A 13555-nucleotide genomic window follows, 5' to 3' on the forward strand; every position below is an offset into this window, starting at 1 on the left:
GCCATGCCCATCAGCACCCCCGCTCGGCTTCTTGCCCACCTTCTGGCCTCCGTCGCCTCCCTCGCTCTGGTGGCGGGGGCCGGGCCGGCCCTCGCGCAGAGCGGCCAGGTCGGCACCGCGGCCGCCGTCAATCCCCGCTCCACCGGCGTCGGTGCCTCCGGCACGCGCGTGCTGGAGCTCGGCGCCAGCATCATTCACCGCGAGCGCATCGAGACCAGCGCCTCGGGTTCGGTCCAGGTGATGTTCGTCGACAAGACGACCCTCAACATCGGGCCCAACTCCAACCTGCTGATCGACGAGTTCGTCTACGACCCCAACGCCAAGACCGGCTCCATGGCGATCTCGCTGACCAAGGGCGCGGTGCGGTTCGTGGGTGGCAATGCGAGCCATACGGGCGGGGCGCAGGTGAAGACGCCCGTCGCCACCATCGGCATCCGCGGCGGGGTGGCGGCCATCCGCCATCGCGACGGGGTCACCCAGGCGATCCTGCAGTTCGGCACGCTCACCATCGTCGGCCCGTCCGGAGAGACGGTGGTGGTGCGCCGCCCCGGCTTCATGGTCACGGTGGGCCGCTCGGGCATTGCCGGGCCGACACGCGTGCCGCAGGGCGAGATCGACACCATCATCGCCGAGACGCGCAGCCGCGGTAGCCAGACCGGCGGCCGGCCGGAGCCGACGCCGGACGTGACCACCGTCGACAAGGGGGCGAGCCACCCCTGCTCCGCGCCGGTGCAGGGCCAGACCACGCTGGATCTCTCCGCCGCCACCTGCCGCTATGTGAACACCCAGCTGCAGGGCGAGGCGGACACCATCGTCAAGGACGCGGTCCAGCAGAACCAGGGCAACGTGGCCATCCCGGTCGCTCCGCCGCCTTACGGCTATGGCGGCGGCTACGGTGGTGGGTATGGCGGCTTCCCCGGCGGCGGTCCGGGGGGCTACGGGGGCGGCTTGGGGGGCGGACTGAGCCTGCCCGGCCTGCCCGGTTTTCCGGGCCTGCCCGGCGGCCTTCCGGGAACGGGCGGTCCCGGCGGCTACTGATCCGCGCGCGGGATGCCGGACGCGCCGGCTACAGCAATGCGAGGCAGCGGCAGGTCAATGCGTCAAGCGGGTCGGTGACGACCATCGCGCGATGCATGCGGCCCGCCGCAGCCGCGATCAGCAGGGCGTCTTCATCGAACAGCATGGCGCGGATCTGTGCCGCCTCCACCTGCGCGGCGGGATCGAACAGGGGCACGTTGCGGCTCAAACCCGCAGCGGCGAGGGCTTCCCCGTTCAGATAGTGCTCCACATGCACGCTGAGGGTGAATTGCGGCACGCCGGCCAGCAGAGCCTCGGTGGCGACGCCCGCGCTGCCCTGATGCAGGATCAGCCGGCTGCGGGCGAGCACCTCCGCCATGGGAGCGGGATGCTCATGCACGCGGACACCGGCCGCGCGCAGCCGTTCGGTGACGGCGGGCGCCGCGCCGGGAATGTGGATCTCCAGCGCCCGCCCGAGCGCGAGCAGCGCCCGCGCCACGTCCGGGCGGGTCGCCACGTCGGTGTGGAGATAGGCGAAGATCCCCCGGGCGTCGGGCCGCATTTCGCCGATGGGCGCCGAGAGCACCGGCCCCTCCGCCTGCCGGTCCCTCAGGTCCGCATAGGGATCGATGAGCGGGAAGGTCCGGACGAACACGTCGTCTCCCGCGAACAGGGCGCCGATACCGGCTAGCGGCGCGATCCCTTCGGCGGCGAATGCGGCATTGATGGCGTCGCGCACGTCGGCATCGCGATGCAGCGGGGGCGCGAAGGCGTGGAGCACCGGCATGTCGACCAGATGCGCCGGCGGCAGGCAATAGGCGGTCCCCGCCTGCATCACCGCGCAGCGTCCAAGCGCAGCCGGCGCGGCGAGGGGAGCATAGTCGCACACCAGGAGGTCCGGCTGTTCCGCATCGAGAATGGCGCGCCACCCCCTCAGAACGGTTCCGACGCTTTGCGGATCGCGCAGGCCGGCGCGGGCCAGGGTGTCGGTCAGGGTAGCGGAAGCGGGAAAGGCGTCGTCGGGGCGCGGGGCGGGAGCGGGCCAGGGTGGCGCCTGCATCAGCCGGATGCCGGCGTCTGCCAGCGGGCGTGACAGTTCCGGATAGCGGACCGCCGCTGCCACTTCCGCGCCGGCCTCCGCCAGTCGCCGGCCGAGGCGCGCGAGCTGCGTCGTGTGGCCGAATCCAGCTCCCTGTTCCCACGCCAGCAGCACGCGCTTGGCCCGCATCACCCAGGACTCCCTTGGACAGCAGCGATGGATTGCCCTCAGATGTTTCGCATGGCGGAGCCCGGAAGGCTTGTCCAGCCGAACCGGTGGCTTGGCCTGAAACTGCCTTTTCTGAAGGCAATTAGACTAATAATCAGGCATATCCCGCGCGGTGCGGAGGGCAGGCGGACGGGGGCTGGCAGGGGCGAACCGTGTGTCATGTGAGACGGCCTTGGCATGCGGGTTGCACCGGGAGGTGCGGGAACACGCCGAACCGGGATCACCGGAGGAGCTTTTCATGAAGCCGATGCGTTATGCCTTCGCCGCCGCGCTCGCCGTCCTCGCGGCGTGGCCGGCGGCGGCCGAGACGGACGTGAAGTTCGCCCTCGACTGGAAGTTCGAGGGGCCGTCTGCGCCTTATTTCGTGGCGCTGGACAAGGGCTACTACAAGCAGGAGGGCCTTAACGTCACCATCGATTCCGGCCCCGGCTCGGTCGCCGGCATCGCCCGGGTCGCGGCGGGCACCTATCCCATCGGCTTCTTCGACATCAACTCGCTGATGAAGTTCCGCGACCAGAACCCGGACAAGCCGGTGAAGGCCGTGCTCATGGTCTATGACGAGCCGCCCTTCTCCATCGTCACGCTGAAGAAGACCGGCATCACCAAGCCGAAGGACCTGGAAGGCAAGACGCTGGGCGCGCCTGCGCCCGACGGCGCCTTCGCCCAGTGGAAGGCCTTCGTGAAGGAGAACGCCATCGACGCCGACAAGGTGAAGGTCGAGAACGTGGGCTTCCCGGTGCGCGAGCCCATGCTGGCGGCGGGGCAGGTGGATGCCATCACCGGCTTCTCCTTTTCCTCCTATTTCAACCTGCGCCAGAAAGGCGTGCCGGCGGACGACATCGTCGTGATGCTCATGTCCGACCACGGGCTCGACCTCTACGGCAACGCCATCATGGTCAATCCGGATTACGCCAAGGCCCATCCCGACGTGGTGAAGGGCTTCGTAAAGGCGACCATCAAGGGCATCATCGACACCGCCAAGGACCCCAAGGCGGCCATCAAGTCGGTGATGAAGCGCAACGAGACGGCGGACGAGGCCATCGAGCTCGCGCGGCTGGAGATGGCTCTGCGCGACAACATCGTCACCGACTGGGTGAAGGCCAACGGCATCGGCGACGTGGATGCGGCGCGGCTTGCCAAGTCCATCGACCAGGTGGCCATCACCTACGACTTCAAGGCCAAGCCCACGGCTGCGGACATCTTCACCAGCGAGTTCCTGCCGCCGGTGGCCGACCGGAAGATGTGAACCTTTCGATCTCCCCTCTCCCCTTGCGGGAGAGGGGCTGGGGGTGCGGGGCTTGGCGCGGCTTTTCCAAACGCTGGAACGAAGGGCGCCATACCCCTCACGCCGACCCTCTCCCGCAAGGGGAGAGGGAGTTCATCCGATCCTGGCCCACCGAAAGGCCTCCCCGTGATCGTCCTCGACAACGTGACCCTGACCTATCCCGGACGCACCGGACCCGTGACGGCGCTGGCCGGCACCACGCTGAATGTGCGCAAGGGCGAGTTCGCCGCCGTGGTGGGGCCGTCCGGCTGTGGCAAGTCCACCCTCATGAAGCTGGTGACGGGGCTCATCCGCCCGACCGCCGGCACCGTCCGCGTGGATGGCAAGCCGGTCACCGGCCCGGTGAAGATGGCCGGCATGGCCTTCCAGAACGCCAATCTCCTGCCCTGGCGCACCGTGCTCGCCAACGTGATGCTGCCCCTGGAGATCGTGCCGCCCTACCGGCAGCGCTTCTCGCGCGACAAGGCGGCGTTCCAGGACAAGGCCATGGCGCTGCTCGACGTGGTCGGCCTCGGCGCCTTCGCCGATCGCTTTCCGTGGGAGATGTCCGGCGGCATGCAGCAGCGCGCCTCCCTGTGCCGCTCGCTCATCCACGAGCCGGCGCTGCTCATGCTGGACGAGCCCTTCGCCGCGCTCGACGCCTTCACCCGCGAGGAATTGTGGTGCGTGCTGCGCGACCTGTGGCAGAAGCTCGGCTTCACCGTGGTCCTGGTGACCCATGATCTGCGTGAGGCCGGCTTCCTCGCCGACACCATCCATGTGATGAGCGCGCGCCCAGGCCATATCGTCGAGAGCCGCACCGTGGACTTCCCCCGGCCCCGCGACCTTGATGTCTGCTACACGCCGGATTTCACCCAACTGGTGCACGAGCTGCGCGGCAAGATCGCCGAAGTCCGGCAGGCGGCATGAGGCGAACATGAAAGTCTCCGCCGAGGATATCGCCCCCGTCGCCTTCACCGTCGGCCTGTTCGTGATCTGGGAGGCGGCCTGCCGGCTGTTCCGGATCGACAGCTTCATCCTGCCGGCGCCCACGGAAATTTTCGCCGCCATGGTCAAATACTGGTGGCCGCTGCTGAAGAACTCCTTCGTCACCCTGTGGACCACCATGGCAGGCTTTGCCATCGCGGTGGTGTTCGGCATCGCGCTCGGCATCGTGGTGGGCTGGTCGCGCACCATCTACCGCGGGCTCTATCCGGTGATGATCGGCTTCAATTCGGTGCCCAAGGTCGCGGTGGTGCCGATCCTCATCATGTGGTTCGGCATCGGCGAGATCCCGGCTATCCTCACCGCCTTCCTCATCTCCTTCTTTCCGATCGTGGTGAACGTGGCCACCGGCCTTGCCACCACCGAGCCGGAGCTGGAGGACGTGCTGCGGGCGCTCGGTGCCTCCAAGCTCGACATCATGCGCAAGGTGGGAATCCCGCGCACGGGGCCCTATCTTTTCGGGGCGCTGAAGGTGGGCATCACCCTCGCCTTCGTCGGGGCGGTGGTGTCGGAGACCATCGGCGCCAATGCGGGCGTGGGCCATCTCATGGTGCAGGCGGGGTCCAACTTCCAGATGCCGCTGGTGTTCGCCGGCCTGCTGGCGCTCGCGATCGAGGGCATCCTCATGTACGCCGTCTTCGCCGCCTTCGAGCGGCGCATGGTCGCCTGGGCCTTTCGCTCCACCAACAGCGCGGGGGGCTGACGGCGTGGCCGTCGCCTTCGTGCTGAACGGGGAGACGGTGCGGGAGGAGGGCGTCGCCCCCTCCACGACGGTGCTCGACTATCTGCGCGTCCGCCGTCACCTCACCGGCACCAAGGAAGGCTGCGCCGAAGGCGACTGCGGCGCCTGCACCATTGCCATCGGCCGGGTGGAGAAAGGCGGCGTGCGCTGGCAGGCGGTCAATTCCTGCCTGATGCTCCTGTCCCAGCTCGACGGCGCGCTGGTTAAGACGGTGGAAGGGCTGGCGCGGGGCGATGCGCTCCATCCGGTCCAGCGCGCGCTGGCCGAGAGCGACGGCACCCAGTGCGGCTTCTGCACGCCGGGCATCGTCATGTCGCTCTACGTGCTCCAGCAGGACGCGGCGGCGCGCGACGGCATCCTGGATCCTGAGATCCACGAGGCGCTGGCAGGCAATCTCTGCCGCTGCACCGGCTATCGCCCCATCGTGGATGCCGCCCGTGCCCTGTGCGCCGAGCCGGCACCGTCCGAGCCGCCGGTGCCTGCACCGCCACGCAGCGCGCGCATCGTGGCGGGCGACGAGCAGCACCTGTTCCCGGAGACGCTTTCGGAGCTGGTGGCCCTGCGCTCGGCCTATCCCGATGCCGTGCTCATCGCCGGCGCCACCGACCTCGGCCTGATCCCGGCGAAGCAGCGGCGCGGCTTTCCTTTGGCGATCTCCACCAGCCGCGTGCCCGAGCTGAAGCACATGGCGGAGAAAGATGGTGCCCTCGTCCTCGGCGCGGCCGTGACCTATGCGGAGGGGCTCGCGCCGGTGGAAGCGGTCTTCCCGGCGTTCGGCGGCCTCATCCGCCGCATCGGCTCGCGGCAGATCCGGGCCATGGGCACCTTCGGTGGCAATCTGGGCACCGCCTCTCCGGTGGGCGACACGCTGCCGGTGCTGCTGGCACTGGATGCCGAGGTGGAGCTCGCCGGGGCGGCCGGCCTGCGCCGCATGAAGGTGGATGATTTCCTCACTGGCTATCGCGCGACTGCACTGCGGCCGGACGAGGTGATCGCGGCGCTGCGCCTGCCGCGCCTGCCTGCGGACGAGCAATTGTTCGCCTGGAAGCTCTCGAAGCGCTTCGACCAGGACATTTCCACCCTGCTGGCCGCATTCCGCGTGCGGATCGAGAGCGGAAGGCTCGTCTCCCTCGTCGCCGCCTTCGGTGGCATGGCGGCACGGGCGAAGCGGGCACGGGCGCTGGAGGAGGCGCTCGTCGGCCAGCCGTGGGTGGCGGTTCCCGGGGGAATCGAAGCGGCGCTGGACGTGGATTTCGCGCCGCTCTCCGACCATCGCGCCAGCGCCGCCTATCGCCGGGCGGCGGCCGCCAATCTCGTGCGGCGGCTGCATCTCGCCACCACGCGGGCGGATCTGCCGCTGGAGCTGGAGGCGCTATGACCCGCGCCGTTCATGTGCCGGCCCGGCATGAAAGCGCCAATGCGCACGTGAGCGGCCGCGCCATCTATCTCGACGACATGCCGGAGCCGCCCGGCCTGCTGCATGCGGCGCTGGTCCTCAGCCCGCATGCCCACGCCCGCATCGTCGCCATCGATCTTTCGGCCGCCCGTGCCCTGCCGGGCGTGGTGGCGGTGGCGGCGGCCGATGTGCCGGGCATCAACGACATCGCCCCCATTCGCGCCGGCGAGCCGGCGCTGGCCGAGGGCGAGGCGGAATATGTGGGCCATCCGGTGGCCGCCGTGGCGGCGCCGACGCTGGATGCCGCCCGCGCCGCCGCCGCTCTGGTAAAGGTGGAATACGCGCCGCTCCCGGCTCTCCTGGATCTCGACGCGGCGCTCGCCGCCGATGCCCGGGTGGGCCCGGACCAGATGGTTGCGCGCGGCGACATCGCCGCAGCCCTTGGTGCGGCACCCCGCCGCGTTACCGGCGAGGTGCGCTGCGGCGGGCAGGACCACTTCTATCTGGAAGGCCAGATCGCCATCGCCATTCCGGGGGAGGACCGCGACATGCAGGTCTTTTCCTCCACCCAGCACCCTACCGAAGCCCAGCATGGCGTCGCCCACGTGCTGGGGCTGCCGTTCGCCGCCGTCACCGTGGAGGTGCGGCGCATGGGCGGGGCGTTCGGCGGCAAGGAGAGCCAGGCCACCATCATCGCCGCCATCGCGGCGCTGCTCGCCCACCATGCCGGCAAGCCGGTGAAGCTGCGCCTCCCGCGCGACGTGGACATGGAGGCCACCGGAAAGCGCCACCCCTTCCGCATCCGCTGGGACGTGGGGTTCGACGGCGAGGGCCGCATCGCCGGCCTCGACCTGGAGCTGGCGGCGGATTGCGGCAATGTGGCCGACCTCTCCCCCGCCGTGGTCTCCCGCGCCCTGTGCCACGCGGACAATTGCTATTTCATCCCGGCGGCGCGCTATCGCGGGGTGCTGGCGAAGACCCACACCGTCTCCAACACGGCCTTCCGGGGCTTTGGCGCGCCGCAGGGCATGCTCGCCATCGAGGCGGTGATGGAATCGGTGGCCCGCGCGCTCGGCCGTCCCATCGAGGAGGTCCGCGCGGCGAACTATTACGGCGAGGCGCCGCGCAACGTGACCCCCTACGGGCAGGAGGTGGAGGACAACATCATCCCCGATGTGGTCGCCCATCTCGACGCGGTTTCGGACATGGACGAATGGCGGCGCCAGGTTGCCGCCTTCAACGCCGCGAGCCCGGTGATCCGCAAGGGCCTTGCCACCATGCCCATCAAGTTCGGCGTTTCCTTCAACCTCACGACCCTGAACCAGGCCGGGGCGCTCGTGCATGTCTACACGGATGGCTCGGTGCACCTGAACCACGGGGGCACGGAGATGGGGCAGGGGCTGTTCGTGAAAGTGGCGCAGGTGGTGGCGGATACCTTCGGTATTCCCCTCGGCCATGTGCGCGTCTCCGCCACCAACACGGCCAAGGTGCCCAACACCTCGCCGACGGCGGCCTCCTCCGGCTCGGACCTCAACGGCATGGCGGCGCTGGTTGCGGCGAAGGAGATCCGGGGCCGCATGGCAGGCGTCGTGGGCACGCACTTCGGCTGCCCGGCGGACGAGGTGGTGTTCGCCGACGGGCGGGTGAGCGCTGGAAACCGGAGCCTGTCGTTCGGCGAGGCGGCGAAGCTGTCATGGCAACAGAGGGTCCAGCTCTCGGCCGCGGGCTTCTACAAGACGCCAAAGATCCATTTCGATCTGGCGACCTCCCAGGGCCGTCCCTTCTATTATTATACCTACGGCGCCGCTGCGGCCGAGGTGGCCGTGGACACCCTGACCGGCGCGGTGCGGGTGCTGCGGGCCGAGATCGTTCAGGATTGCGGGCGTTCGCTGAACCCGGCCATCGACCTTGGCCAGGTGGAAGGCGCCTTCGTGCAGGGGCTCGGCTGGCTCACCTGCGAAGAGCTGAGGTGGGACGAAAAGGGCCGCCTCGCCACCCGCGGCCCCTCCACCTACAAGATCCCCGGCTCGCGCGACGTGCCGCCGGATTTGCGTGTCCATCTCCTCGACCGGCCGAACCGGGAGGAGACGGTGCTGCGCTCCAAGGCCGTGGGCGAGCCGCCGCTCATGCTCGCCATTTCCATATGGCTGGCCATCCGCGACGCCGTCGCGAGCATTCCCGGGGAGGGACCCATCCGCCTCGATGCGCCGGCAACGGCGGAGCGGGTGCTGGATGCGGTGGCGACACGTCGGGCCGGCGCGTGATCCGATAACGGCGGGAGTGACGCTGCGCCGGTCCGCAATTCCCGTTGCCACCGGCGGCCCGCGTCGGATATGTCCCCATGGCCTGCGCGGGTGGGCGAGGGCGGGGCGCCTGGCTACGGCCGGCGAGACGGCGAAATGCAAAGGACGAAGCAGATGGCGCTTTCCGATCTGGTCCCCTCCCTCCGCGCCGCCCTTCTGCCGGCGCTGTTCCTGTCCGCCGCCGCGTTCGTTGCCCCGGCGGCCGCCCAGACGGCGGCGGCCCCCGCGTCCGAGACCCGCTCCACCCACGACGACTGGACGGTGCGCTGCAAGGGCGCGGGCGACAAGCGGGAGTGCGAGGCGGTGCAAACCCTTCAGCCTGCCGATGGCAAGGGCATCCTCGCCCATGTGGCGGTGCGGGCGGAGAAGGGCGGACTGGTGCGCCTGATCACCCAGGTGCCTCCCGGCGTGTGGTTGCCCGCCCACGTCACCCTGAAGGTCGCCGGCGTGCCGGATGTGGTCCTTACCTATAAGCGGTGCGGCCAGTATTGCATCGCCTCGACCGAGCTGAAGGCCGAGGAGATTACCGCGCTGAAGGCCAGTGCCGGCGTGGGCGATCTCATGTTCGAGGACGGCTCGCGCCATCCCATCATCCTGCCGCTCTCCTTCAAGGGCCTCGGCGTCGCGCTCGAGGCGAGCCTGAAGGGCTGACGGAGCCGACCGGCAAAGTCCTGCGCGGGTGGGATCTGCGGCGAGCAGCCTGAATCGGCCAGCCTGAAAGCGATGCTTGCCCTCAGATGCTTGCCCTCAATTGCCTGGCGGCACCGCCGCCGGGGATTGAGCCGCCGGGCCGGTGATGGTGTTGAGCGCCGGCTGGGCGTTCGCCGGGCCGCTCCGGCTCTTCACCGCCTCGATGAGGGACTGGGCCGCGCCCGAGCGCTCGATCAGGCTCAGCGGGTCGGCCATGATGCTCGGATTGTCCCACGGCCCGCGCACGGTGAAGGGCAGGTCCGTCGGTTCGCGCGGCGCGGCGCCCTGCGCGGTCCGGCCGGTGCTTCCCGTCGTTTCGCTGCCGCGTGCCGGCAGCAGCAGGGCCGCGTGCCCGCTCAGGTCGAGCGAGCGGCCGACGATGGAGACGTCGCCCTCGGCGGTCACGCGCATCTGCTTGCCCTCGATCCGCAGCTCTTCCACGGCACCGACGCCATTGGCGATGGCGATGCGGCCGGTGAGGTTCGAGAAGGCGGTCCGTCCTCCCCGCGCCTCGTTGACCGCTGAAAGCGGGCGGCGCTCGATGCGCTGGAGCATCTGCGCCACGTCCATGCCGGAGAGATAGCCATCGGCGCTGGTGAGGCTCGCCGTGCCCGAGAGGCTGCGCGCGATGTCGTGCACGCTGCGCCCGCGCCCCTGCACGTCGAACTGAAGCGCGCCCGTCCCCTCGACCCGCCGGACGCCGGCCAACTCGTCGAGGGCGCGGGCAAGATCGAGGTCGCTGGTTTCCGCCTCCAGGCGGACTTCGGCCCCGGTGGGGCCCGTCGTTCCGTCGTTGGCGGGGGCGAGGGTGAGGGACGCCTGAAGCAGGCCGCCCCAGCCCCGCGCCTCGCCGAGGGCGAGCACGAGGCGTCCGTCATTCAGCACGGCGCTCGCGGCGATGGTTTCGAACGCCGAGTGCTCCAGCCGCACCTGCCCCGCCGAGAGGCGCAGATCGAGGTCGAAGGCCCGCAGGAAATCGAGGTCGATGGCGCTGCGGTCCCACTCCCGTCCTTCCGCGGTGGTGAGCTGGATGGTGCCATAAGGAGCAAGATTCAGCCGTTCGGTGGCAAAGGTGCCCTGCACCACCGGGCGCGCACCGCCGAGCTTCACCAGCAGTCCGCCTTCAGCCCGGTTTCCATCGAGGTCGAGGGTCGCCTCGGTCAGCGAGATTCCGTCATCGTCCACGTTCAGGTGGGCGCCCAGGAGGAAGTCGCCGAAGCCGTTCCGCCCGGGCATGCTCATGTCGGCCCAGTCGAAGAGGTCGCGCAGGGAGTCTGCCTCGGCGGTGACCTTGCCGTCGAGGGCGAGCGCCGTTCCGGCCGAGGCCTCCCCGGTAAAGCGTGCCTTCGCGCCGTCGCGCGCGATGAGGAAGCGCGCGGTGGTGGGCGTGCCGGCGAGGAAGTCTGTCGCATCGTCCAGGATGAGGGTGGAAGCGATGCGTTCCTCGCGCCAGTCGAACTCCACGGACAGGGCTATGCCGCGCCCTTTCATGATCCGGTCGAGACTGGCGTCGATGTCGCTGACCAGCTCGCGGGTCAGGCCGCCCGCCGTCCGCCATGCGATGGTGCCGCCGACGATGCGCAGCTCCGGCCGGTCCTGCGCCGCGAGGGCGGGCGCTACCGCGAGGGCGGGCCTCAGGCCGTCGCCGGTGAGCACCAGGGTGGGACGCACGACGATCACGTCGGTCACGTCCACGCGGCCGGCGAGGAGGTGCCAGAGGTCCAGCCGCGCGTCCACATTCTCCGCGTCGAGGGACTGGCCGGCGGGCAGGGGAAAGGACACCTTGCCGAGATGGATCCGCGGCGACGGCAGGACGCTGAGCGACGGCTCGCCGAGAATCACCACCCGCTGGCCGGTGGACCCCGACAGCGCCTGGGCGGCGGCGCGGCGCAGCTCGTCACCGGAAATCAGCCGCGGCAAAGCGAGCGCCAGGACGAGCGCCACGACCACGGCACCGCCAACGGCTGAAAGAGCCACCACGCCTGCCCGGCGGGCATGTTTCCCGAGACGCACCATTTCGGCCCAGAAGTCTCCGATCGCGAGGGGCACCCGTGCCTCGAAGGGCAGGCGGGGCAGCGGCCCGAAGCCGGACCCGATCAAGTGGGCGCAAGATCCTTGGCGTCTGTGTCGCTTTGATGGCTGGGGGCGCCGGGCCGGAAGCGGCCCGGATTCAACGGCCTCGCGTGCTGCGCGGCGTGTCGGAGGAGGCGCGTATGGCCGATGCCGACATGCGCGCCAGGAGAATCACCGGGCCGAGCCCCACCAGCAGAATGACGAGCGCCGCGAGGGCGCCATCCTCGTAGGTGCCGCGCGCCGCCTCGCCGTAGACGTGGGTGGCCAACGTCTCGAGCCCGAGCGGGCGCAAGAGGAGGGTGGCGGGCAGCTCCTTCATGGCATCCACGAAGACCAGAAGAGCGGCGGTGGCAAGGGAGGGGCGCAGCAGCGGCAGCAGCACCCGGCGCACGGTGGAGGGCCGGTCGCAGCCAAGGCTGCGCGCCGCCATGTCGAGATGCGGGGAGAGCTTGGCGAACCCCGCTTCGATGCCGCCGACGGGAATGGCGAGGAAGCGGATGGCGAGCGCCGCGACCAATGCGGCGCCGGACCCGGAAAGCAGCAGGCCGCTGGAGAGGCCGAACGTCTGCCGCAGGGTCGCGTCGAGCATGTTGTCGAAGCCGGCGAGGGGGCTGAGCAGGCCGACAGCGAGCACGGTGCCGGGCACGGCATAGCCGAGGCTTGACAGCCGGGCGAAGGCGAAAGCGAGGGGGCGCCGGTCGAGCCTCTGCGCCAGCGTCACCACGAGGCCGAGGCCGAGGGCGAGGACGGTGGTGCACAAGGCGATGGTGGCCGTGGTGGCGGCCTCGCCGAAGATGCGCACCGGCAGGCCGGTCTCGCCCAGCCGCCGCACTGCGGAAACGGAGAGGTGCACGAACGGCACGATGAAGCCGGCCGTCACCGGGACGAGGCAGAAGAGGGTCGCGGCGAGGCCGGCGATTCCCTTCAGCGCGGTGGGGCTCTGGGGCCGGACGGAGCCGGTGGCGGTGAAGCGCCGGGACCGGCGCGCGGCCCGCTCCACCAGGATCAGCACCAGCACTAGGGTCAGCATGACCAGGGCGATCTGCGCGGCCCCCGGCAGGTTCGAGCGGTTCACCCAGGTGGCGTAGATGGACACGGTGAGTGTGCGCACGCCGAGGAATTCGGATGCGCCGATGTCGCCGAGCGTCTCCAGCAGCACCAGGGTCAGGCCGGCGACGATGGCCGGCCGGGCGAGGGGCAGGGCGACGCGAACGAAGGCGCGCGCGCGGCTCGCCCCGAGGGTGCGGGCGACCTCCAGCGCGGCGGCGGACTGGAGCGCGAAGCTGGCCCGCGCAGAGAGGTAGATGTACGGATAGAGCACCGCCGACAGAACGATGATGCACCCCCCGGTCGAGCGGATGTCCGGCAGGCGCAGGTCGCGCGGGCTGGCGATGCCGAGGAGCGCCCGCAGGGCCTCCTGCACCGGCCCCAGCGGATGCAGCACATCGAGATAGGAGAAGGCCACGATGTAGCCGGGCACGGCCAGGGGCAGCAGCAGCGCCCATTCCAGCACGCCACGGCCCGGAAAGCTGCAGGTTGCGACGAGGAAGGCGCACGGCACCGCGAAGGCGAGGGTGAGCAGGCCGACGCCGAGGAGCAGCGTGCCCGTCTGCATCAGGGCCGACGGCAGCACCGTGGCGATCAGGTGGGGCCACATGTCCCCGGAGCCTTCCGCGGCGATGCGCAGGAGGGCGAGAAGCGGCAGCAGGACGAACAGCGCCACGAGGCCGGAGGCCGCCACCCAAGGCGAAACCCTCCGGAACGCCGGCAGGCGCGCCCGGAGGGACATCTGGCTCGT

The 13555-nt window shown here is 70.2% G+C and carries 10 protein-coding genes; 7 read left to right on the plus strand and 3 right to left on the minus strand.

Annotation, left to right across the window (positions count from 1 at the left end; genetic code table 11):
• The first annotated feature begins 3 nt into the window (after positions 1 to 3).
• Positions 4 to 1038 (plus strand): FecR family protein, encoded by a 1035-nt coding sequence (locus tag EZH22_RS20470; protein ID WP_203192296.1) that lies wholly within the window; start codon positions 4 to 6, stop codon positions 1036 to 1038.
• Between the two features lie 28 nt (positions 1039 to 1066).
• Here the strand turns inward: EZH22_RS20470 and EZH22_RS20475 are convergent, their stop codons facing one another.
• Positions 1067 to 2245 (minus strand): glycosyltransferase, encoded by a 1179-nt coding sequence (locus tag EZH22_RS20475; protein WP_203192297.1) that lies wholly within the window; start codon positions 2243 to 2245, stop codon positions 1067 to 1069.
• A gap of 277 nt (positions 2246 to 2522) precedes the next feature.
• Here EZH22_RS20475 and EZH22_RS20480 point away from each other — a divergent pair, with 277 nt between their 5' ends.
• The 6 genes from EZH22_RS20480 to EZH22_RS20505 all read left to right on the plus strand — a co-directional run bounded on the left by EZH22_RS20480 (position 2523) and on the right by EZH22_RS20505 (position 9645).
• Positions 2523 to 3530: an ABC transporter substrate-binding protein gene (locus EZH22_RS20480; protein ID WP_203192298.1), complete on the plus strand. Its 1008-nt coding sequence runs from the start codon at positions 2523 to 2525 to the stop codon at positions 3528 to 3530.
• A 165-nt stretch (positions 3531 to 3695) separates the two neighbouring features.
• Positions 3696 to 4478 carry an ABC transporter ATP-binding protein gene (locus EZH22_RS20485; protein ID WP_203192299.1) on the plus strand — a complete coding sequence of 261 codons (783 nt, stop codon included), beginning with the start codon at positions 3696 to 3698 and terminating at the stop codon, positions 4476 to 4478.
• 7 nt (positions 4479 to 4485) lie between these two features.
• Positions 4486 to 5256, plus strand: coding sequence for an ABC transporter permease (locus EZH22_RS20490; protein WP_203192300.1), 771 nt, complete (start codon positions 4486 to 4488; stop codon positions 5254 to 5256).
• A 4-nt stretch (positions 5257 to 5260) separates the two neighbouring features.
• On the plus strand, positions 5261 to 6673 hold the full coding sequence (gene xdhA / locus EZH22_RS20495) for a xanthine dehydrogenase small subunit (RefSeq protein ID WP_203192301.1): 1413 nt from the start codon (positions 5261 to 5263) through the stop codon (positions 6671 to 6673).
• On the plus strand, positions 6670 to 8955 hold the full coding sequence (gene xdhB / locus EZH22_RS20500) for a xanthine dehydrogenase molybdopterin binding subunit (RefSeq protein WP_203192302.1): 2286 nt from the start codon (positions 6670 to 6672) through the stop codon (positions 8953 to 8955). The genes xdhA and xdhB overlap by 4 nt, the downstream gene beginning before the upstream one ends.
• Before the next feature lie 153 nt (positions 8956 to 9108).
• Positions 9109 to 9645 (plus strand): invasion associated locus B family protein, encoded by a 537-nt coding sequence (locus EZH22_RS20505; RefSeq protein WP_203192303.1) that lies wholly within the window; start codon positions 9109 to 9111, stop codon positions 9643 to 9645.
• Positions 9646 to 9741: 96 nt separating this feature from the next.
• Here EZH22_RS20505 and EZH22_RS20510 read toward each other — a convergent pair whose 3' ends face one another.
• Both EZH22_RS20510 and EZH22_RS20515 read right to left on the minus strand, forming a co-directional pair.
• The gene (locus tag EZH22_RS20510; RefSeq protein WP_203192304.1) at positions 9742 to 11784 is read right to left on the minus strand and encodes an AsmA family protein; all 2043 of its coding nucleotides are present in this window, start codon (positions 11782 to 11784) and stop codon (positions 9742 to 9744) included.
• Between the two features lie 70 nt (positions 11785 to 11854).
• The gene (locus EZH22_RS20515) at positions 11855 to 13546 is read right to left on the minus strand and encodes an ABC transporter permease (RefSeq protein WP_203196659.1); all 1692 of its coding nucleotides are present in this window, start codon (positions 13544 to 13546) and stop codon (positions 11855 to 11857) included.
• Between the last annotated feature and the right edge of the window lie 9 nt (positions 13547 to 13555).

It is taken from the genome of Xanthobacter dioxanivorans, assembly GCF_016807805.1.
GTDB classification, from domain to species: Bacteria; Pseudomonadota; Alphaproteobacteria; order Rhizobiales; family Xanthobacteraceae; genus Xanthobacter; species Xanthobacter dioxanivorans.